General features: G+C 68.9%; 17 protein-coding genes. 7 read left to right on the top strand and 10 right to left on the bottom strand.

What is annotated here, in order from left to right; genetic code table 11:
- Positions 1-222: 222 nt before the first annotated feature.
- Together cas2 and cas1 are read right to left on the bottom strand one after the other, a co-directional pair.
- The gene (cas2, locus tag QZ607_RS21235) at positions 223-516 is read right to left on the bottom strand and encodes a CRISPR-associated endonuclease Cas2 (RefSeq protein WP_295886880.1); all 294 of its coding nucleotides are present in this window, start codon (positions 514-516) and stop codon (positions 223-225) included.
- Between the two features lie 74 nt (positions 517-590).
- Complete coding sequence (gene cas1, locus QZ607_RS21230) at positions 591-2,327, bottom strand: CRISPR-associated endonuclease Cas1 (RefSeq protein WP_295886876.1); 1,737 nt, start codon at positions 2,325-2,327, stop codon at positions 591-593.
- A 73-nt stretch (positions 2,328-2,400) separates the two neighbouring features.
- On the opposite strand from cas1, the gene QZ607_RS21225 reads away from it, so the two are divergent.
- Positions 2,401-2,601 carry a hypothetical protein gene (locus QZ607_RS21225; protein WP_295886873.1) on the top strand — a complete coding sequence of 67 codons (201 nt, stop codon included), beginning with the start codon at positions 2,401-2,403 and terminating at the stop codon, positions 2,599-2,601.
- A 990-nt stretch (positions 2,602-3,591) separates the two neighbouring features.
- Here the strand turns inward: QZ607_RS21225 and QZ607_RS21220 are convergent.
- Positions 3,592-3,732: a hypothetical protein gene (locus QZ607_RS21220; RefSeq protein ID WP_295886870.1), complete on the bottom strand. Its 141-nt coding sequence runs from the start codon at positions 3,730-3,732 to the stop codon at positions 3,592-3,594.
- 311 nt (positions 3,733-4,043) lie between these two features.
- Between QZ607_RS21220 and cas3u the strand changes: the two genes are divergently transcribed.
- Genes cas3u through csb2 form a run of 4 tightly spaced genes read left to right on the top strand, consistent with a single transcriptional unit; the run spans position 4,044 to position 10,939 of the window.
- Complete coding sequence (gene cas3u, locus QZ607_RS21215) at positions 4,044-6,728, top strand: type I-U CRISPR-associated helicase/endonuclease Cas3 (RefSeq protein WP_295886867.1); 2,685 nt, start codon at positions 4,044-4,046, stop codon at positions 6,726-6,728.
- A complete protein-coding gene (gene cas8c / locus QZ607_RS21210; protein ID WP_295886864.1) occupies positions 6,728-7,618 on the top strand; it encodes a type I-U CRISPR-associated protein Cas8c in 891 nt (296 codons plus the stop codon). The genes cas3u and cas8c overlap by 1 nt, the downstream gene beginning before the upstream one ends.
- 5 nt (positions 7,619-7,623) lie before the next feature.
- Positions 7,624-8,709 carry a type I-U CRISPR-associated RAMP protein Csb1/Cas7u gene (gene cas7u, locus QZ607_RS21205; protein WP_295886862.1) on the top strand — a complete coding sequence of 362 codons (1,086 nt, stop codon included), beginning with the start codon at positions 7,624-7,626 and terminating at the stop codon, positions 8,707-8,709.
- 4 nt (positions 8,710-8,713) lie between these two features.
- Complete coding sequence (gene csb2 / locus QZ607_RS21200) at positions 8,714-10,939, top strand: type I-U CRISPR-associated protein Csb2 (RefSeq protein WP_295886860.1); 2,226 nt, start codon at positions 8,714-8,716, stop codon at positions 10,937-10,939.
- Here the strand turns inward: csb2 and QZ607_RS21195 are convergent.
- From QZ607_RS21195 to QZ607_RS21185, 3 genes are read right to left on the bottom strand one after another with little or no spacing between them, the layout of a single operon-like run.
- The gene (locus QZ607_RS21195; RefSeq protein ID WP_295886858.1) at positions 10,923-11,138 is read right to left on the bottom strand and encodes a hypothetical protein; all 216 of its coding nucleotides are present in this window, start codon (positions 11,136-11,138) and stop codon (positions 10,923-10,925) included. The two genes, csb2 and QZ607_RS21195, sit on opposite strands and share 17 nt — an antisense overlap.
- 14 nt (positions 11,139-11,152) lie before the next feature.
- Positions 11,153-11,407: a DUF6364 family protein gene (locus QZ607_RS21190; RefSeq protein WP_295886856.1), complete on the bottom strand. Its 255-nt coding sequence runs from the start codon at positions 11,405-11,407 to the stop codon at positions 11,153-11,155.
- Complete coding sequence (locus QZ607_RS21185; protein WP_295886854.1) at positions 11,392-12,603, bottom strand: WYL domain-containing protein; 1,212 nt, start codon at positions 12,601-12,603, stop codon at positions 11,392-11,394. The genes QZ607_RS21190 and QZ607_RS21185 overlap by 16 nt, the downstream gene beginning before the upstream one ends.
- Positions 12,604-12,866: 263 nt before the next feature.
- On the opposite strand from QZ607_RS21185, the gene cysC reads away from it, so the two are divergent.
- Together cysC and QZ607_RS21175 are read left to right on the top strand one after the other, a co-directional pair.
- On the top strand, positions 12,867-13,535 hold the full coding sequence (gene cysC, locus QZ607_RS21180) for an adenylyl-sulfate kinase (RefSeq protein ID WP_295886852.1): 669 nt from the start codon (positions 12,867-12,869) through the stop codon (positions 13,533-13,535).
- Positions 13,536-13,958: 423 nt separating this feature from the next.
- Positions 13,959-15,518 (top strand): ABC transporter substrate-binding protein, encoded by a 1,560-nt coding sequence (locus tag QZ607_RS21175; protein WP_295886849.1) that lies wholly within the window; start codon positions 13,959-13,961, stop codon positions 15,516-15,518.
- A 43-nt stretch (positions 15,519-15,561) separates the two neighbouring features.
- Here the strand turns inward: QZ607_RS21175 and QZ607_RS21170 are convergent, their stop codons facing one another.
- The 4 genes from QZ607_RS21170 to QZ607_RS21155 form a co-directional block, all read right to left on the bottom strand.
- Positions 15,562-15,957, bottom strand: coding sequence for a hypothetical protein (locus tag QZ607_RS21170; RefSeq protein ID WP_295886846.1), 396 nt, complete (start codon positions 15,955-15,957; stop codon positions 15,562-15,564).
- Between the two features lie 194 nt (positions 15,958-16,151).
- Positions 16,152-17,312, bottom strand: coding sequence for a hypothetical protein (locus QZ607_RS21165; protein ID WP_295886844.1), 1,161 nt, complete (start codon positions 17,310-17,312; stop codon positions 16,152-16,154).
- 56 nt (positions 17,313-17,368) lie between these two features.
- A complete protein-coding gene (gene ccmI, locus QZ607_RS21160) occupies positions 17,369-18,868 on the bottom strand; it encodes a c-type cytochrome biogenesis protein CcmI (protein WP_295886841.1) in 1,500 nt (499 codons plus the stop codon).
- Between the two features lie 39 nt (positions 18,869-18,907).
- Positions 18,908-19,408 (bottom strand): cytochrome c-type biogenesis protein, encoded by a 501-nt coding sequence (locus tag QZ607_RS21155; protein WP_295886838.1) that lies wholly within the window; start codon positions 19,406-19,408, stop codon positions 18,908-18,910.
- Between the last annotated feature and the right edge of the window lie 114 nt (positions 19,409-19,522).

The raw sequence follows: 19,522 nt of genomic DNA, 5'->3' as shown, positions 1-19,522 counted from the left end.
TCGCGGGCAGTTTGCGAGCGGTGCTGCCGACTGCCCGGGGCGCTGCGGCGACCCTCCCACGCCTTGTGAGAAGGTTAGCATAATCTCTCGATTTTTAAGGAGCGGTTGAGTGCGAGCGGTGCTGGGGTTTTCGGCAGCACCGGAGGGCTCGCGGTGCCGCGGCGGAGGTGCCGGTGTCGGCGGGAGCCGAGCCGGCGGCTGTCGTCCCGCTGGGGACAGACTCTACACGATGATGGGGGCCTGCTCGACGGGGGTGAAGTCGGCTTTACCCAGGCTGACGACGTGCGGGGTGATCTGGTCGGCGTGGCCGAAGTCGAGCAGCAGCACGTGATCTTCGCTGTGGTGGATGATGCCGTCGAGCAGGCTCACCAGCTCGGCGTGCTGTTGGCGCGTGAGGCGGCACTGGAAGACGGAGAGCTGGACCCATTCCCCGTAGCCCTTCATGAGCTTGAAGATGCGCCGCCAGCGGCGCTGGTCGGAGATGTCGTAGGCGACGATGTAGAGGCGTTGGTCCATGTGCGTCGGTCGCGTTGGTGTCCGGTGGCGGCTGCGGGCCGGGCGCCGGGCATGGGGCGGCGCCGTGCGGCCGGTCAGCGCGGTGTGAACTGTGGATAGTGGTCGAGCTCGCCGTGCAGGTGGCGTGCGAACAGGCGTGCCTGCACTTCCAGCAGCCGGCGGTAGCTGAGCCGATAGCCGAGCAGCGGGTGCGTGACCTCCATGGTCAGACGCCGCTCGAAGGTGGCGATGAAGCGCTTGCGCCCGTCAGGGTGCAGCGAGACGCTGCCGGCGGCCCGGATGAAGTCCGTCGGGCGCACCTCGCCGTTGTTGATGGCCTGGATCACGGCGGAGTCCGCAAGGAGGGGCCGGAAGGGCTCCATCATGTCGAGCGACAGCGCTGGACGGCCGTAGCGCGGCTGGTGGTAGTAGCCGAGGTACGGGTCGAGCCCGACGGCGGAGAGGGTGTTGGTCCAGGTGCGTACCAGCAGCGAATAGGCGTAGGAGAGCAGGGCGTTGACCGGGTCCGTCGGCGGGCGCCGGTTGCGCTTGCTGAAGTCGAAGGCCGGGGTCGGATCGTCGCCGGGCGGCTTGATGACGTTGGGCAGCTCGCGGAAGTAGCGCGCGGCGGCGCTGCCCTCGATGCCGAGCAGGCCGGCGAGGTCCGTGGCCTTCTGCGCGCGGCGGATGTCGCTGTTGAGGTCCTCCAGCAGCGCGGGCGGCGCGCCGCCCTCTCCCTTCCAGTTGCGGCGCAGCAGGGTGCGGGCGTTCTTGATCTTGGCCTCGATCAGGGTCTTGGCGAGGCGCAGGCAGAAGGCCTGGTCGTCGGCGGCGCGGAACTGGGCGCGGCGCAGCTCGATGTTCTTGTGGCCGGTGCCCACCGTATGGCCCATGAACCAGCCGCCGTGGCTGTGCCAGCTGATGGGGATGTTACGGCGCATCAGCTCCTGCATGGCCGGCGTGGTGACGTAGACGTTGCCGAAGATCGCGAGCTGGGAGAGGTCGATGAGCCGCGCCTCCTGCACCTTCTTGTCGTCGATGAAGACCTCCAGGCGCTCGGCGGATTTGCTCACCTTGGCGTGCCAGGCCTGCACGTAGAGGGGCAGGCGGGTGTCGAGCCCCACGGCCAGCGGTCGCGGCGCGATGTCGGCGCCGCGGAAGAAGGCGGTCTCGTCCGGCAGGCAGATGCCGACCAGGGAGCAGCGCGGGCACTTGGGACTGTCCTCCAGCGGCGGCGGGATGCGTCCGCCCGCGGCGGTGAAGCGCAGGCCGTCGATGGTCTGCTTGGTGAGCGCGAGCAGCTCGTCGTCGAAGGGCACGCGCACCCGCTCGCGGCTGCCGGCGTAGTAGAGCACGCCCTCGGTGCAGGTGTAGCCGTGCTCGGCGAGGATCAGGCCCTGTACGCAGAGCTGCACCCGCTCCGGGTCGTAGGCGCCGCGGGCGACGTGCGGGCGCTTGCCGCGCTTGTAGTCCACCGGCGTGACTTCCGAGCCGGTGCCCTCGATGAGGTCCATGCGGGCGATGAGCCCGAGCCGGTTCGACGACAGCTCGATGGAGCGGGCATGGATCTTCTCGTCCGGCTCGTCGTCCTTGCCCTTCGCCTGCTCCACGGGCGGCAGCTTGCCCCCTGGTCTGTCCACGCGCCGGTGTACCCAGCGGCCCTCCACGGTGTCCGCCGAGTCGTCCCACTCGCCCTGCACCCATTCCAGGTAGGCCAGGCGCGGGCAGTAGCAATACTCGTTGATCATGCGTGCCGGCAGCAGCGGCACGTCGCCGCGCAGCTCCGGGAAGGGGAGCGCGAGCTCCTGCTGGTGATCGAGATCTTTTCCCATGCTGTCCTCCTCGTGTCCGTGGTCGGGCTGGACTCCGGTCTTAACGACTCGTCGATGCACCACAGTGGCCGCCATGCCAGCCGCAGCGTCGCCCCATGCCCGTTCCAGCTGGCGCGACTATCGCAGCTGGCCCGAGCGTGCCGGCGTTGCGGTCTGCGTGGTCGTCGACCCGCTGGAGCGCGCCGCGCCGGTCTTCGCGCCGAGCGACGGCCGCTGCGACAGCGGCACGATGGGGCGGCTCGCCGACCGGCCTGTCCACGCAGCGCTGCCTTGAGCGGCGCCTGAGCGTGCTCGATGAGTCATTCCGCTCGGCCAGCGACGGTTGCGGGCGGACCCGCTGCCGGCCGTTGCCGTCATCGACACTGCCCCATGCCCGCGGCAACGGCCTGTCGCTGCCAGGCAGCGGTTTCGGCGCCCGCCGAGGAGGCAAGAGCGCCTGCGGGCCTGGTGTCGAGCTGTCTGCCATGCGGTTCTCCTGCCGGCCTCATCGCCGGCGGGTACCTGCTTTGTCCTCAATGGCTGTCCGCATCGCGCATCACTGCCGCCGCGGGGACGCCCCGTGGAACGCGTATACACGAAGCGCAGTATAGTCGGCGTTTCAGGTTGTAGAAGGGAGCAGCGCAATGTTCAGCCTGACGCTGTAACTGCCGCATGAGCTGGCGCAACACCTTGAGCAGGCAGCGGCCGGGAGCGGATGCCCGCGTGCGGAGATCCTCCGCCGGCCGTTGGGCGCGCAACGCGAACGGGCTGAGCGGGCGCGGTTCACCAGCGAGGACGACCGCGAGGCGGCGAGGGGGTGCGCCGACGCCAAGCGCTGCCACCGGGCGAGTGCGCTCGCCGGGGAAGCGCTGCACGGCGGCAAGGAGGTGCTGGAGACTGCCGAGCTCGTCGGGTCGCAGGGGATGGGGGTTGGTGGCGATGCTGCGCCTGCGCTGTCTTGCTTGCAGGTATTGCCGAAGCGGCCGGGGAGCGTGTTCAGGGGGAGGCTCAACTGGTGAGCCTGTGCGCGTGGTAAAACGTGGGCAAGGTGATGCCGAGGTAAGTGAGGGCTTGGGGCACGGAGCGTCACACGCGCTCGGCTCCGACTAGGGGTCTCCCTGATCCGGACGCACTGAAGACAAAGCGTTATTCCATGCCGCTTTGGACCGCCGTGCGAACGAGCTCCGGACACAAGATCTGCGCACTTCCTCAAGCAAGGTGGCCTGCCAACTGACGGGCCGGTCTGCCAGAAACGCCGCTGTGCCGCTGTCGCCGGCCGGGGGCGTCAACCGAGAGTGTGCTTGCCCGCGAGCAAGAAGACTGTCGCAGCGAGAAGCAGGTAGGCGAGCTTGAGCGACGCGTCGAGGCGGCCCGTCCTGTGCAAAACCAGCACAAGCACCAGGGACAACATGCCGATGACGCTCACGAGCAGGACTTCAAAGTCAACAAGAGAGAGGTAGTGAAGTGCGAGGTGAGCATGGTTCAGACGATTAGCACAGCGGTTTGACAAACAACTAAGTGTTTGTAAGCATATCTAGCACCATGCGATCAGTAAAGCCCAAGATGTTGGGCTGATCGAAGGTCGGCGGTGCCGACACCGCCGCTGATTGAAGCAGACGATTCGCTCAGCGTTGTTGCTTGCGCGCAACATTTCCCCGGCGGCGAGCGCCGGGGCCTCATTGACCTCCCGGAAGCGGACGACACCCTTCCGGTAACGCGCACCACAAGGAGGGAAAGATGAACGAGTTCGAGTTCCAGGACCGCTTTGAGCGGCTCACGGATCACCAGCCGTTGCCCTGGCAGACGCGCCTATTCCTGGAGTACTTCGACCAGGATCGCCTGCCGGCAGCCGTGGATGTGCCAACGGGGCTTGGCAAGACGGCGGTCACGGCTCTTTGGCTGATCGCCATTCGCGCGGGGCGAAAGCTGCCGCGACGCCTGGTGTACGTGGTGGACCGGCGCGCAGTCGTGGACCAGGCAACGGCGTTTGTGGAAAACCTCTGCAAGCGGCTCCCGAAAGCAGAGCGGTTTCCCATCTCGACGCTCCGCGGACAGCACATCGACAACCGTGAGTGGCTGGATGACCCCGCGCAGCCGGCCATCATCGTCGGCACCGTGGACATGATTGGCTCCCGGCTGCTGTTCTCGGGCTATGGAGTCTCGCGCAAAATGCGGCCGTACCATGCGGGCTTGCTCGGTGCAGACACCCTGGTGGTGCTGGATGAGGCGCATCTGGTGCCCCCGTTCGAGCGGCTGCTGGAAGCGGTGGAGTCAGGTGCCGGGGATTACGGGCAGGAGGCGTCCGCTGATCTGGTGCGCGTGCCGCCGCTCCGGCTGCTGTCGCTCTCCGCGACCGGGCGGGGTCGCCGGGGCGAGGTTTTCGCGCTGCGCGACACGGACTTGGGCGAGCCGGGCTCCATCACCCGCCAGCGGCTCGATGCCAAGAAGTCCCTGGAGATCAGGCGCGGCGATCCGAAGCAGCGCCCGAAGGATCTGGCAGACGCCGCGTGGGGGCTGAGCGGCGAGGGCACCCTGGCCATGCGTTGCCTGGTGTACTGCAATTCCCGCGACGATGCCGAGAAGGTGCATCGGGATCTTGCCGAGCGGGTCAAAAAGCAGCGTAAAGCGGAGCAAGCGCCGCCACTGTGTGAGCCCGAGCTCTTCATCGGCGCCCGTCGCGGCCACGAGCGTCAGCTCGCTGCCGACAGCCTGGCGGCGCTGGGCTTTTTGGCCGACGCCCGCGCCAACGATGAGCGGCTGCGCTTCCTGGTCGCCACTTCCGCCGGTGAGGTGGGCGTGGACCTGGATGCCGATCACATGGTCTGCGATCTGGTTGCCTGGGAGCGCATGGTCCAGCGGCTTGGCCGGGTCAACCGGCGCGGCACCGGCGATGCCAGGGTAGTGGTCCTCGACTTTGGTCCCCTCGATCCGAAATCGGTAGAGCAAGGCCGGGCTCATGCCGCCCTGAAAGCGGTGATGGAGGCGCTGCCGGATACGGAGGAGGGGTTCGATGCGAGCCCCGGTGCGCTGCGGGTTTTCAAGCTCGACGCCAATGACGAGCGACGCGCTGCGCTCGATGCCGCCACCACGCCGGCACCGCTGCGCCCGGCCCTGAACCGCCCGCTGGTGGACGCCTGGTCCATGACCACACTGCGCGAGCACACGGGGCGCCCGGAAGTACAGCCCTGGCTTCGCGGATGGGTGGACGACCAACCTCAGACGGCTGTTGTTTGGCGGGCGCATCTGCCGGTCGCAGAACAGGAAGCGTCGGATGATGGCCAGGTGCGCCCCAAGGCCGTAGACGATTACTTCGAAGCCGCGCCGCCGCATGCCGCTGAGAAACTGGAGACGGAGAGCTACCGCGTCGCCGAATGGCTGATCGCGCGTGCGAAAGCGCTCCTGAAAGTCGCCGCGGCCAAGGCCAACGGTCCTATCGATGTGGTCGTGCCGCAGCCGCAACACATCATCGCCATCGCGCTCGGTCAGGCAGGTGACTTTGAGCGAGCCTATCGGCTAAGGGACCTCGACGGCGTCAACAAGGATCGGTTGGTCCGGGAGCTTGCCGCGCGCACCCTGGTGGTCTCGACCCTGGTCGGTGGCTTGGCCGGGATCGGAACGCTCGACGCGAAACATGCAGATGCGCCGACCTGGGTCGCGGACGATGACGTACTCCCGGACATCGGGGCATCGAGCGCAAGCCCGGTGATCCCGTGGCGCGTGCTGCGCTGGAGCGGCACCGAGGACGCTGGACTCGATGGCGTCCCCGGCTGGCACCGACGGCACCAGTTCGTACTGAAGCGGGACGCCGACGGAGAGACCAGCGCTGCCCTCGACGTCTACCAGTGGCGACAGACCGCCGCGACCGAAGACGACCGTTCACTCGGGTACCTGCAAACGCTGGCCGACCACCAGGCCTGCGCGGAGGCAAAGGCACGGGCCATCGCTGAGCGGCTCGGCCTCACGGAGTGGGCAACGCAGGTGCTTGTCGTCGCAGCTCGGCTGCACGACGAGGGCAAGCGCGCCGACCGCTGGCAGACTGCTTTCCGCGCTCCACGTGGCGGTGAGCCCTACGCGAAGACCAAGGGGCCAATCGACCAGCAGGTCCTGGACGGCTATCGGCACGAGCTCGGCTCCCTGTTCCATGCGGAGCAGGACGCCGCGTTCCAGGCACTCGCACCCGACCAGCGTGAGCTGGTGCTGCACCTGATCGCCGCACATCACGGCCAGGCACGCCCCACCATCGTCACCCGCGGCTGCGAGGAGGCGCCGCCGTCGCAGCTCGACGCCCGCGCGCGGGACGTCGCCCTGCGCTTCGTGCGCCTGCAGCATCGCTGGGGTCCCTGGGGGCTGGCGTGGTGGGAGGCGCTGCTGCGCGCCGCGGACCAACAGGCCTCGAAGGCCGCCGCACAGGAGGACTGCTGATGGCCAGGGCATCCATTCCCGTGGACCTGTTCAATCCGGGGCAGGTGTTTGCGTGTCTCGGTTTCGTGGAGGCGGCGGCTGAGATTCTCGGCGACGCCAAAGGCGCGTTCGACTGGTCTGAGGCGAAATCGGCGAGATTCCAATTGGACGCGATTGGGGAGGAGCATCCGGTGCAGGCGGTGCTTGGATGTCTGGCGACAGCGAAGGTGTCCTCCATCTCCCCGCCTGGTACCGAGCTTTGCACGGAAAAATGGTCGGTGCCGACCCGTAAGCTCGGTAGCGATGAGAGCTTTCCGTTCATGGTCCCGGACAGCCCGGCAACGCTCCCGGCGCGCTTGGACTGCAAGTGGCAGGGCCGGCCGGTGCGAATTGTGATCGACCACTGGGGCGACACAACCGACCGGGACAACGTCAAGTTCTGGGCCGGGTCGGGCGGCTACCCGGGCGCCGGGCTCGTGCGCGATGCGTTGGAGCTGGTCCGGGCGGATCTGCCGGATTGCGCGGATGATCCGTTCGCACTGAGCAAGCCACAATCCAGCAGCTTTCGCTTCGATTGGCGGCGCGACTACGTGCCGCTCGACGCGGGATTTTCACCCAATTTGCATGGCCAGGTGACAATGACCGGCTTCCCTGTCGTCGAGCTGCTCGCCGCCATCGGACTGAGCCATGCCCGCCCCAAGCGAACGGAGCGCAACAAGCTCGAATATCGCTACAGCCTTCCGGGCATTACCGATCCGAAGACGCTCTACGACCCTATCCTTCTACGCGCCGCGTTGGGCGGCGCGGACCTCGGCCTGCCGCACCGGGATTTCGTGATGCAGCTCGGCTGGCCCGGACAGGAGAACCAAGCTCGCTGCATCACAAACGTGATCGAAGAAACCAGAGGATGAACAGCATGTTGACGCACGAGATGATCGATACGTGGGCGGATGACCCGAAGGGCCCCGTGGCCTTGCACATGACCCAGACGCTTCTGCCGGTCGAGGGTGAAGGCGCGGTGATCTTCCCGCCCACCTATGCGGACCTGGAGAATTACGGCATGGAACGTCTCTCCGACGGTCGAACGGTGGTCACGATCGACAGTGTTGGCGCACAGGCGAACCGAATCGAGCCGATCTTTCGTCGCGCTGATGCCGACGTGCCTGCTAACGAGCTTGCGGACCTGGTGCCGCAGATCGACATCGCCTACGACGAGGGCAAGGCCGTTTCGATCCTGGAGGTTGGGCATCGTTTGGGAGACGCCCTTATCCGCTCTTCGACACTCAAAGACCGGGCGCAGGAGGCGTTTCGACGCTTCCTGGACCAAGGAGACGCCAGTGAGATCGCGCGGCTGGCGCCGACCTCTATTGTGTTCGGTGCCTGGGACTCGCGGGACACGCAGGCGAAGCTGCCGCGGATTTTGCAAGCTGTAATTCGCGCCTGGGACGTCGACGTCATCAAGCGGTCTGCGCAATACAACCCGCCCATCGACTACGCGGAGTTGGATGTCTTCGACGCTGAGCAAAAGGAGAAACAGGAAGGGGACCCGAAGAGTCCGCTCGCCAAACGGGGGTTCGTGCATGTGCCAGCGGCGGATACGCTCGGCGGCGTCGTCGCCCGCGGCCCCATCGAGCGCCGGATCACCGTCAACCTGATTGCGCTGCGCCGGCTGCGGGGTAACCGCGAGAACTCCATTGCGCTGCGGCGCTACATCCTCGGACTGGCACTGGTTGCAGCGACGGAGCCGTTGGACGGCTTCCTGCGCCAGGGCTGTCTGCTGACGCCCCACCCGGAGCACCCAGCCTCCTGGGAGGCCGTTGCCCGGACCGGTGAGCGCACGCCGGTTCAATTGGACCAGGAGAGCGCAGTCGAGTATGCGAAGGCTGCCAAGCAATCCTTCGCAGTGCATCCGGACGAGGCTTTCCAGTTCGACAAGGCGCTGGCTCAAAAGGACCTTGAGGATGTGCTCGGCAAGGGCGGCAAGGCGAAGAAGAAAGGGTGATTCCATGGCGGTCGAGATCGAACGCACAGCGGACAGGATGCTCTTGATCCGCATCCACTTCTTGGACGACCGATATCACGGAGAAGGCGATGCCGGCCTCGACGGCTGGCCTCCGTCGCCGGCTCGGCTGTTCCAGGCGTTGCTCGCCGGCAACGCGGTCGGCGCACGTTTGCCGCCCGAGTGCGCAGCCGCGTTGCGCTGGCTCGAAAGCGAGGCCGGGCCACCAGAGATTCGCGCGCAGCGCCCTCTGGTCGGTCTTTCCTACACGACCTTCGTGCCCAACAACGACCTGGACGCGAAGGGTGGGGACCCTGCCAGGATCGCGGATATCCGGGTCGGCAAACGCATTCGGCCGCGGCATATCGAATCGTCGCAACCTTTGATTTACGGCTGGCGGTTCCGAGCCGATGGCGAGAGCGAGCAGGCCGCGGGCGTGGTCTGTGCGATGGCAGAGAACCTGTATCAACTCGGACGCGGCGTGGACCTGGCTTGGGCTTGGGCGGAGATCCTCGACGCCGAAGCGGGCGGCGCCGCGATGGATGCGGCCTGCGGTGCGGTCTGGCGTCCGAGCGCGCAGGGCAGTGGCCCGGCGCTGAGCTGTCCGCAGCTCGGGTCTCTGGAGAGTCTCGTGACACGCTTCGATGCTCATCGGCAGCGCTTCAGCACTGTCAAGACGGGCAGGAAATCCAAGGTGTTTTTCACCAACCCGCCCAAGCCGCGCTTCCTGCAAGTCACTTACAACGCCTCCGCCGCCTGGCGGTTGTTTGACCTGCGAGCCGACCACGAAGGCGGACGGCGGCCGTTGCGCTCCTGGCCGCAGGCGCGTGCGGTGGACCTGGTGGAGCAGGTGCGTGATGCCGCCGCGGCCAAGCTGGCGGCGGCGTTGCCTGAGCAGGCCGGCCTTATCGAACGGTTGTTGATCGGTCGCGGTGCGGAGAGCGGGGACAAGGCGCGTCGGGTGCGCCTACTGCCGTTGCCCTCCATCGGCCATGAGCTGACCAACCGCTCCATTCGCCGCCTTCTGGTCACGGCGCCGCCCGAATGTCCGCTGCGCTTTGGTGACCTGGACTGGGCGCTGTCGGGGCTGCGCATCAATGGGGTTGGGGCGGGGGATACGCTTCTGGTGCGCAGCGATGATGTGTCCATGTTGCAGCGATACGGTGTGGAAGCGGGTGATGGGTACAAGTGCTGGCGCAGCGTGACACCGGTGGTATTGCCAGAGTCCGCCGCGCGCCGTCGGATTGATCCCGACCGGCGCCGGGGAGACTGGAAGCCGGGCAGCGAGCGCGTGGCCGAGGAGGAGCAGGCGTGCGGGGCGGTACTTCAGGCGCTGCGGCACGCGGAGCTGAGCGCTCCTGTGGAGGGCATTAGAGTTCAGCGGGAGCCCTTCAGCCCTAAGGGGGTACGGGCCGACGCGTTTGCCCAAGGCACGCGTTTCGCCAAGGAAAGGCTGTGGCACGTGGAGATTCGGTTTCGCAACCTCGTTGAAGGCCCATTGGTGCTGGGCGATGGACGGTACCTTGGCCTTGGACTGCTGGCGCCGGAGCATGAGGGAACGGACGTGCTTGCGTTCCACATAGCGGGCGGATTGGCGCCCGCCGCGAGGCCCGGGGCGGTTGCCGCGGCACTGCGGCGGGCTGTGATGGCGCGGGTGCAGACGCAGATCGGCCAAGGGCGACCGCTTCCGCCTTACTTCACAGGTCATCAGCCCGATGGCGAGCCCCTGCGGTCGGGTGCGCACCGCCATTTGGCCTTTGTCGCAGACCTGGCGCGCGACAGGCTATTGGTCATCCCACCGCACTTGCTTGAACGGCGGTATCCCATGACGTGGGAGCGCGAGCATTGGGGTTTGCTCACCACTGCGCTCGACGGCATGGATGATCTGCGCGCCGGTGCGGCGGGACGACTGCGCCTTATCGGTGGCGCAGTGGATCCGGACCGGGATCTGGTGTTCGGGACGGGCCGCGTGTGGGAGTCGGTGAGCGATTACCGTCCGACACGCCACGCGAAGAAGTCGGCCCCTGAAGCTGCCGTCGTCGAAGACGTGCTTCGTGAGACTCGGCGGGGGCGTCTGCCCGACCCGGAGGTCGACGTGCTTTCCGTCGAGGAGGGACCGCGTGGCGGGCTCGCGGGGCGTTTGCGACTTCGCTTTGCTGCCGCTCAGCGCGGCCCAGTGCTCATAGGGCGCACGCGACACCTGGGGGGTGGGCTTTTCAGATTGGCAGATTGACAGTGTACGGAGTGTCGGCCAGGGCGCTGCCGCAGCACAGATCCACTATGCCAGCGGTGCGAGCGCCTTGAGATCTTCGCTGGTGTTCGGCGGCGTGCGGCTTGCGTTCGAGCAGCACGTCGAGGACGACGTTGAGATGGATCAAGGCGTTCCCGGTCGGCGCGCCCCTTCCTGGCTGCGAGGTGTCGAACTCAGTCACTGACGCGAGAAGGTTCACTTGGAGCCGAGGTACTTGTCTGCGAGGTGCTCGCGGTAGTCGTCGACGTCGATGTGGCTGCCGCGGAGCGCGCCGAGAAGGGAGCGCACGCCGGGCGGTAGGTCGTCGGATTCGGTGGCGGCGCTCTCGGCGTCCAGTGCTGCGAAGTAATCCGCCACCAGCTGCGAGATGGACTTGCCCCGCGCCTTGGCGAGGGACTTGGCGCGGGCGATGAGGTGCTTGGGTAGTCTGAGTGTCAGCTTTGCGTGCATGATGGCGGGGCGCGGTTTGGTGAGGCACACGAGTCCGCTTCTGGCGCGGCAGCGCTTTGGTGCAGGTCGTGGGCGTGGCCTGTGGCGGCCTCCAACAACGGGTCACAAGCCTGCACGGACGGCGCTCCGGTTGCGACGACGTGCTCGCCGTAGGCACCCAACGCCCCCCGCAACCGCCCCACCACTGCCTCCCGCAGCGCCGCCGGCGCCGCCACCTCGCAGTCGGCGCCGTACTTGAGGATCTCCATGAGCAGCTCTTCGGGGTTGGCGTAGGGGAGGGTGAGCTGCCAGCGGCCGTCGGGGAGCCAGCTGCCGCGCTGGTCCGGGTGCCATTGCTCTTCGGCGACCCAGCGGGCGCGGTGGGGGCTGAAGCGCAGCACGGCGGTTTGGGTCGGGGCGCCGGTGAAGCTGCCGTAGGCGCCGTCGAGCCGGGCGCCGGTGTGCTGCGCGTTAAGCTCCAGGGCCGGCTCGGTGAGCACGGCTGCCCGCTGGATGCGCTCGATGGCGAAGCGCCGCAGGTCGCCGGCACGGTGGCACCAGGCGTCGAGGTACCAGTTGCTGCGCTGCCAGGTGAGGCGGTGCGGTGAGATCACGCGCGCGGGCTCGTTGGGCTCCGCGGTGCGGCTGCGCGGGTCGTAGCGGATGCGCAGCCGGCGGCGCTCGAACAGGGCCTGGGCGAGGATTGCGAAGGTTTCGCCGGGGCAGGGCCGGGTGCCGGGCGCCTGCAGGCTGATTCGCCGGGCGATATCGGCGGGGGTGATGCCGCGCTGGGCGAGCAGCGCCTCGATGCGTGCGGCGATGGGGGCGGTCTGCGCGGCCAGCAGGCCCGGCTGGAGCTGGCGCAGCAGCTCGCGGGCGGCGAGCAGCGCGTGGAGCTCGGTGGTGGTGAGCCAGAGCCCGGGCACCTCGTCGGCGGGGTCCGGCGCCGGTCCGCTCAGGTACCAGCCGCCGCGGCTGCGGTCGAAGGCGAGGGGGGCGCCGAAGTCGTCCCGATGGGGTCGGAGCGGCTGGGGCGGTCGTTCTCTTCGGCGGTCGAAGGCGAGGGGGGCGCCGAAGTCGTCCCGATAGCTGTGCAGTGCGCGGCGGGCGGTGGACTCGGAGCATTCCATGCGCTCCATGAGCTGGCGCAGGGTAATGGGCGTGCGTCGCGCTGTGAAGATGCGCTTGAGTTGGGTGATGCGATGGAGTCTGTCCATGGCGGCGCCTCCGGATAAGGAAATCCCTGATGTTCTGGATTCTGCCAAAGACGCCGGCAGAGTGACGCTCCGTGTGCATTTGCAGTGACGCAAATCACTGGTGGCCACCGCCCACCCCAGGCCACCGCCTTGTCCCGCTTGGCGCGCCCGGTTGCATGTGGGTAGACTCTCGTGTTTGGGGCAAAGCCTCATCCCGCCCGGCCGCTTCGGCCTGTTCCACGTTGCCTTGGTGGCAGCGGCAGTTTTCGGTTTCGAGGATCTCCATGGCGAACGACAGCAACGTGACCTGGCATGAGCACCAGGTGACACGGGAGGCGCGTGAGCGTCTGAATGGGCACAAGGGCTGTGTGATCTGGTTCACGGGCCTGTCGGGCTCGGGCAAGAGCACGGTGGCGAATACGCTGGACCATCTGCTCTGGGGCTACGGCTTCCACAGCGCGGTGCTGGACGGTGACAACGTGCGCCATGCGCTCAACGCGGCGCCGGGCCTGCTGCGGGACGCGCACGGCGATGAGTTCGCGCAGCGCTTCGGTCTCGGCTTCTCGGCGGTGGACCGGGAGGAGAACATCCGCCGCATCGGCGCGGTGGCGGGGCTGTTCTGTCAGGCGGGGCTGATTGCGCTGACGGCCTTCATCAGCCCGTACCGGATCGACCGGGACCGGGTGCGGCGCGCGTTGGGGGATGGCGAGTTCATCGAGGTGTTCGTGGATACGCCGCTGGCGATCTGCGAGGAGCGCGATCCCAAAGGCCTGTACAAGAAGGCCCGCGCGGGGGAGATCAAGCAGTTCACGGGCATCGACGACCCCTACGAGGCACCGGAGGCACCGGAGCTGACGCTGCTCGCCGGCGAGCGCACGCCGGAGGATCTGGCGCACCAGGTCATCGACTATCTGGTGGAGCGAGCGATCATCCCGCAGCCGGGCGGGCGCTGAGGCGGCCGGGGCTGAGGTATCGCCGCCTGGCTTGTTGCCGTGTTGCCGAGTGGAACTCGGCGCCCCCGGGTGTTGCCGAGTGGAACTCGGCGTCCCCGGGTGTTGCCGAGTGGAACTCGGGGCGCCCGGGTGTTGCCGAGTGGAACTCGGGGCGCCCGGGTGTTGTCGAGTGGAACTCGGCGCCCCCGGGTGTTGCCGAGTGGAACTCGGCGTCCCCGGGTGTTGCCGAGTGGAGCTCGGCGTCCCCGGGTGTTGCCGAGTGGAGCTCGGGGCGCCCGGGTGTTGCCGAGTGGAGCTCGGCGCCCCTGGGTTGTTGCCGCGGCAGTGGTTGTTTGGTGTGGCGGGGCCGCGATCAACCGTGCCGGTGGCGCAGGGCTTGGGGCTTTGCTGAGCCGGCGCTCACTTCGGCGCGGTTTGCCGCTGTTGCGCACCTGGGTACCGCTGGCGGTGTCGGTGGGACTGTGTCTCGCCGCCGGCTGTGCCCGCCAGACCCCGCCGGCGGACACGCTGGTGGTGGGGCAGGTGGCGGCGCCCCGGTCGCTGGACCCGCAGGTCACCACGGCCCTGAACGACTTCCGCATCCTGGTGAACCTGTACGAGGGCCTGGTGCGCTACCGCCCGGGTACCCTGGAGCTGGTGCCGGGGCTGGCGGCGTCCTGGACGGTGTCCGAGGATGGCCGGGTGTATCGGTTCAAGCTCCGGGACGGGGTGCGCTTTCATGACGGCAGCGCCTTCGATGCGGCGGCGGTGCGCTTCAATTTCCAGCGCATGCTGGACCCCGAGCATCCCTTCCACGACACCGGCCCCTTTCCGCTCGCGTTCTTCTTCGAGCAGGTGGCGCGCGTGGTGGTGGAAGACGCGCTGACGGTGCGCTTCGAGCTGCGCCGGCCCTTTGCGCCCTTCCTGTCCAATCTGGCCTATCCCACGGCGCTGATGGTCTCGCCGGCGGCGGTGCGCCGCTGGGGCAAGGACTATGGCCGCCACCCGAGCGGTACGGGGCCGTTCCGGCTCACCGGCTGGGAGCGGGGCGGGCAGGTGCGGCTCGCGCGCTTCGAGGGCTGGCACGGCGGCGAGGTGGCGCTTGCAAACGTCATCTTCCGACCCTTGACGGACCCCATGACCCGCGTGGCAGAGCTGCTGGCGGGGGGCGTGGACCTGGCGCTGGAGCTCTCGCCGGACAATGTGGCGGCGTTTCGCGCCCGCCAGGGCTATCGGGTGCTGGAGGCCACCGGGCCGCACCTGTGGTTCCTGATTCTGAACACCCGCGACGGCCCGCTTGCGGATGTGCGCGTGCGCCGTGCGCTGAACCATGCCATCGACCGCCGCGCGCTGGTGCAGGACGTGCTGCGCGACACCGCGGTGGTGGCGGATGGCCCGGTGCCGGCGGCCTTCCGCTGGGCGCATGCCCCGGACCTGCCGGCCTATGCCCATGACCCGGACCTGGCCCGGGCGCTGCTCGCGGAGGCGGGCTGGGGCGATGGCTTCAGTCTGAATTTCCTGGTGCCCCGCGGCGGCTCCGGCATGCTCGCGCCGCTGGCCATGGCGACGGCCATTCAGGGCGACCTGGCGCAGGTGGGGGTGCAGGCGCGCATCGAGAGCTTCGAGTGGAATGCGTACCTGGCACGGGTCAATGACGGTCTGGACGGCGATGCGGACCTGGCGCAGATGGCCTGGATGACCAATGACCCGGATACCCTGCCGTATCTGGCACTGCGCTGCGGGGCGACGCCCGACGCCGGCGGCTTCAACTCCGGCTGGTACTGCAACCCGGCGGTGGACCGGCTTGTCGCCCAGGCGCGGCGCGCCACCGAGCGCACCGAGCGCGCCCGGCTCTACCGCGAGCTGGCCCGCGTGGTGCAGCGCGACGCCCCCTGGGTGACGGTGGCGAGCTGGCGGCAGAACCTGGTGCTGCGCGATGCGGTGCAGGGCATCCGGCTGGAGCCTTCGTTCGCGCTGCGGCTGGAGGACGCCCGCAAGCGCTGAGAGACAGGACAGGGAGTACCACGCTCCCGGAAGAATGCGCGACTCAGCCGGGCGGATCAGCGCAGCGCATCCGCCGTTCGGGCCTGCGGTGGATGCCCTCCGCTGATCCACCCTCCCTCCCCGGAGCCGCCGACTTCCAGTCGGCGACATCCGGGCCCACCGACTTCCAGTCGGCGACATCCGGGGGCGCCGACTTCCAGTCGGCGACATCCGGGCCCACCGACTTCCAGTCGGCGACATCCGGGCCCACCGACTTCCAGTCGGCGACATCTGGGGGCGCCGACTTCCAGTCGGCGACATCTGGGGGCGCCGACTTCCAGTCGGCGGCATCTGGGGCCACCGACTTCCAGTCGGCGGCATCCGGGGCCACCGACTTCCAGTCGGCGACATCCGGGGGCGCCGACTTCCAGTCGGCCAGCTCCAGAAGCGCCGACGTCAAGGACAGCCCCCGGCTCAAGTCGGTTTTGCAGTCCCGCTTCCACTTCGCCGAGCCTGGGCTCGCGTGCTTGAGCGCCCCGGCCCACCCCGACACGAGCGGTCATCTGCCACCGGCGGACAGAAGTCCGTCCTCCTGAGGTGCCGACTGAAGTCCGCGTCCCCAGGGCGCGGCCTCGCATCTTGCGCAGTGGTGCGTTAGGACCCGTCGCCGATCTCGATCCGCACCGGAAAGCGACCCTGGGCCGGCGGCGGCTGCTGCGGGCGCTGCTGCCACGGCTCTGCCAGTTGATCGCCGAGCCAGACGCCGAAGGGGCCGAGCAGCATGATCCACACCCAGCCGGGCAGCGGCAGGTCCAGCAGCTCGGGGCCGCCGAGGAGCGGCAGATGCAGCGCCCAGGCCGGTCCGAGCCAGGCGTTGAGCCCCTGCGCCACCAGACCGAGCAGCAGCGCCGCCAGTGCGGGCAGCAGCAGGCGGCTCCAGTCGCCGGTTTGCAGACCGGCGAGTGGTGTCGGCCGCCCGCGCAGTTGCTGGATGGCCACCGCCAGCAGCAGCGGGGCGCTGAGGCTCAAGGGGTAGATCCAGTCCGGCCAGAGTGCGGCGCCGGCGAGGCCGAGCAGCGCCGCCAGCAGCAGGATGAGGCCCTCCTGCGGTGAGGCGTCGGCGCCGGACAGCGGCTCGGCCCGGGTGACGGCGCCCAGCACGGCCGGCAAGGATGCGAGCCATTGCCGCAGGCTCAGCAACGCCGGCAACAGCACCGCATAGGCCAGGGAGTTGCCGAGCAAGAAGGGGACGAGCTCCGTCGCCGGCGGATAGACCCAGAGCTTGAGGAACAGGTTCAGCCAGTGGAACAGCCAGCCGGCGGCGAGGCTCGCCGCGAACAGGCTGCGGAAGTAGCCCGGGCGCTGACTCAGCAGGCTGCTGCCGGTGCGACGCTCCGTGTCCGCGTTGGCGAAGAGCGCGAGCGCCAACACCGCCAGTCCGACAACGGCACTGACCGCCGCACCGTCGGCGGCGATGATCGCAAGCAGCAGTGCGAAGACGCCGAGCCAGGCGAAGCGCGGGATGCGGCGCGGGGCGGGTGCCGGCAGCCGGCGCCCGCCGGGCCGCCGCGGCCAGGCGAAGTACGCGGTTGCGGCGAGCAGCGCGAGGCTGAGCGTCGCCGCGAGCCAGGTGATGAGCGGGCTCGCGCCCAAGGGGTCCCAGGGGCGGGTGGTGAGCGGTATCTGCAGCAGCTCGCCCAGCGGCAGCCCGCCCAGGACGGCACCCAGCAGCGGCAGCGCCAGGATGGCGGCGGCGGCGGCGAGCACCGGCAGCAGTGTGCCCAGGGATGATGGTCTGGGCTGCGTCTGGGCCATCCTGCGGCTGCCCTCTGCCTGCCGGTGCAGCGGTCCCGCGCCCGCTCGGCAGCCGGCTAAGGCCGCACGCGGTCGATGGTGACGCTGACGGCGCCGGCGTCAGCCGGTGCGACGGGGCCCGTCTCACCCTCCAGGTCGCCGGGCTGCGGCATGGCCTGGCCGCTCGGCGACACGCGTGCGCCCACCACCACCTGCGGGAAGGCGGACAGGCGCATCTGCGGCATCATGGCCATGCTGTCGTCGAGCCGGACACGTGCCGGCAGGTCCGCCAGCGTGAGCCGCTGCACCGCCAGCGGCATGGGCGGCCCGGCGGCGGCGCGAGCGAAGACGAAGACGGTGGTGCCGGGCGGCATGCGCCCGGCGAGCGCCGGTGCCAGGGATACGCTCACATCCATGCCGGGCACGGCGGCTGCGTCGGGCGCCTCTGCGTCCGTGGTCGGCGCGGCCGCCGGCGAGGTGGTGGTTGCCGGGGCGGGTGCATCCGCGGCCCCGGCATCCGCCTGTGCCACCTGCTGTGTCGCCGGGGCGGCTGCCTCCTGCTCGGCCGCACCGGCGCTGTCGGCCGCAGCTTGGGGCGAATTGTCGGCGGGAGCTGTCTCGGCGGGGGCCGGCGCCGGGGTGGCAGCGGCCCGCACGCCGTCGCTGTTGGCGGCGAGCTGCATCTGCGGCGGCACGCCGGCGCGCTGCTCCGCCTGGGCGATGAGCCGGCGCAGCTCCTGGGCGTCGTCGCCCGCCGGGTCGATCTGCCCGAGCACGCGCTTCCAGGCGGTGGCGGCGGATTGGAACTGCCCGCGCTGGAAGGCCACCATGCCGGACAGCCAGCGCGCGGTGGCGTTGTCGGGCTCTGCGGCGAGGGCCTCGGAGATCAGCTCCGCGGGCTTGCCCTCCAGGCTGCGGTCGTTGTTGGCGGCGATGCTCTCGGCGTAGGCGAGGGTGATGTCGGTGGCCCCCGGCAGCAGCTCGTGCGCCCGCGCCAGGGCCTTCTCAGCGGCGTCCGTGCGGCCCATGGCGAAGTAGGTCCGCCCGAGCATGGTCCAGCCCTCGCCATCGTCCGGCGCCTGTGCCAGGCGCTCTTCCAGGCGCTGTACCAGGACCTCCAGCGACATGCCGTCGGCGCCCGCGTGCTGCGGCGTCGCGGCACCGCCGGCGGCGGCGAGCTCCAGCCTCGGGATGATGTGCTGCTCGCCCAGGATCAGGTACAGGGCCAGCGCCGTGGCGGGCACCGCAAAAACCAGCGCCGCGGCGGTGAGGCCCGGGCTTGGCAGCTTCACCTGTGCGGCGGGCTTCGGGTCCTCCGGCCCAAGGTCGGCGGTGTCGCTCAGCAGCTGCCGCTGAAGGTCGCGGCGGGCGGCCTCGTATTGGGTGCGGTCGAGCTTGCCGGCGGCGAGGTCCGTGTCCAGCTCCGCGAGCTGCTGCTTGTAGAGCGCCAGGTTGATTTCTGCCTGGTCCGGGTCTGTGGCGTCGTCGCCGCCGCCGCGATGTGTGAGCAGTGGCGCGGCAACGAAAAGCGCCGCCAGCAGCGCGAGGCCGGCGGCGAGAATCCAGAAAATGGTCATGATGCGGGGTATCGGGGCGCGGTGCGATGGGGTGGGCGGTCAGGTGGCCTGCTTGGGCTCGTCGGTGCCGGCGGCGGACTCCGTCTCCAGCAGCGCGCGCAGGCGCTCGCGCTCGGCCTCGGAGATGTCTTCGTCACCGGTGGGCTTGCGTCGCAGAACCGCGCGGAGCATGAAGAAGGCGGCGATGCCGATGATTACGAAGGGTCCGAACCAGAGGACGTAGGTGGACGGCTTGAGCGGCGGGTCATAGAGCACGAAGTCGCCGTAGCGGGCCACCAGGAAGTCGAGGATCTCGTCCTTCGACTGTCCGGCGCGCATCATGCGGTAGACCTCGTTGCGCAGGTCCTGGGCCAGCTCGGCCTGGGAGCCCGCCAGGGATTCGTTCTGACACACCAGGCAGCGCAGCTTGCTGATGAGGTCGCGGAACTGCGCCTCCTGCGCCGGGCTGTCGAATTGAAATTCCTCCAGCGTGTAAGCCGATGCCGGCATGGCCAAGGCCAGCAGCGCTGCGAGCAGGATGGTTTTGATCAGTGGTGGCATGGGTCGTTGTCAGTACGGAGTCCAAAGTACGAAGTGCGACGTACGCTGTGCGTCTTGGCCTGCGCGGCATCCAGGCACTATGGCCGGCGCGGTAACGCCGGGCTGTTGGTGCCG

It is taken from the genome of uncultured Thiohalocapsa sp., assembly GCF_913063425.1.
Classification (GTDB): domain Bacteria; phylum Pseudomonadota; class Gammaproteobacteria; order Chromatiales; family Chromatiaceae; genus Thiohalocapsa.
The sequence above is the reverse complement of the archived record's forward strand: the minus strand, read 5'-3'. Positions and strand labels throughout refer to the sequence as shown.

What these genes read in the sequence shown, in the direction of transcription:
- cas8c (WP_295886864.1), top strand. Translation starts at nt 6,728, where the DNA reads ATGGCCAGGGCATCCATTCCCGTGGACCTGTTCAATCCGGGGCAGGTG.
- QZ607_RS21165 (WP_295886844.1), bottom strand. Translation starts at nt 17,312, where the DNA reads ATGGCCCAGACGCAGCCCAGACCATCATCCCTGGGCACACTGCTGCCG.
- QZ607_RS21190 (WP_295886856.1), bottom strand. Translation starts at nt 11,407, where the DNA reads ATGCACGCAAAGCTGACACTCAGACTACCCAAGCACCTCATCGCCCGC.
- csb2 (WP_295886860.1), top strand. Translation starts at nt 8,714, where the DNA reads ATGGCGGTCGAGATCGAACGCACAGCGGACAGGATGCTCTTGATCCGC.
- QZ607_RS21185 (WP_295886854.1), bottom strand. Translation starts at nt 12,603, where the DNA reads ATGGACAGACTCCATCGCATCACCCAACTCAAGCGCATCTTCACAGCG.
- cysC (WP_295886852.1), top strand. Translation starts at nt 12,867, where the DNA reads ATGGCGAACGACAGCAACGTGACCTGGCATGAGCACCAGGTGACACGG.
- ccmI (WP_295886841.1), bottom strand. Translation starts at nt 18,868, where the DNA reads ATGACCATTTTCTGGATTCTCGCCGCCGGCCTCGCGCTGCTGGCGGCG.
- QZ607_RS21155 (WP_295886838.1), bottom strand. Translation starts at nt 19,408, where the DNA reads ATGCCACCACTGATCAAAACCATCCTGCTCGCAGCGCTGCTGGCCTTG.
- cas7u (WP_295886862.1), top strand. Translation starts at nt 7,624, where the DNA reads ATGTTGACGCACGAGATGATCGATACGTGGGCGGATGACCCGAAGGGC.
- cas3u (WP_295886867.1), top strand. Translation starts at nt 4,044, where the DNA reads ATGAACGAGTTCGAGTTCCAGGACCGCTTTGAGCGGCTCACGGATCAC.
- cas1 (WP_295886876.1), bottom strand. Translation starts at nt 2,327, where the DNA reads ATGGGAAAAGATCTCGATCACCAGCAGGAGCTCGCGCTCCCCTTCCCG.
- cas2 (WP_295886880.1), bottom strand. Translation starts at nt 516, where the DNA reads ATGGACCAACGCCTCTACATCGTCGCCTACGACATCTCCGACCAGCGC.
- QZ607_RS21225 (WP_295886873.1), top strand. Translation starts at nt 2,401, where the DNA reads ATGCCAGCCGCAGCGTCGCCCCATGCCCGTTCCAGCTGGCGCGACTAT.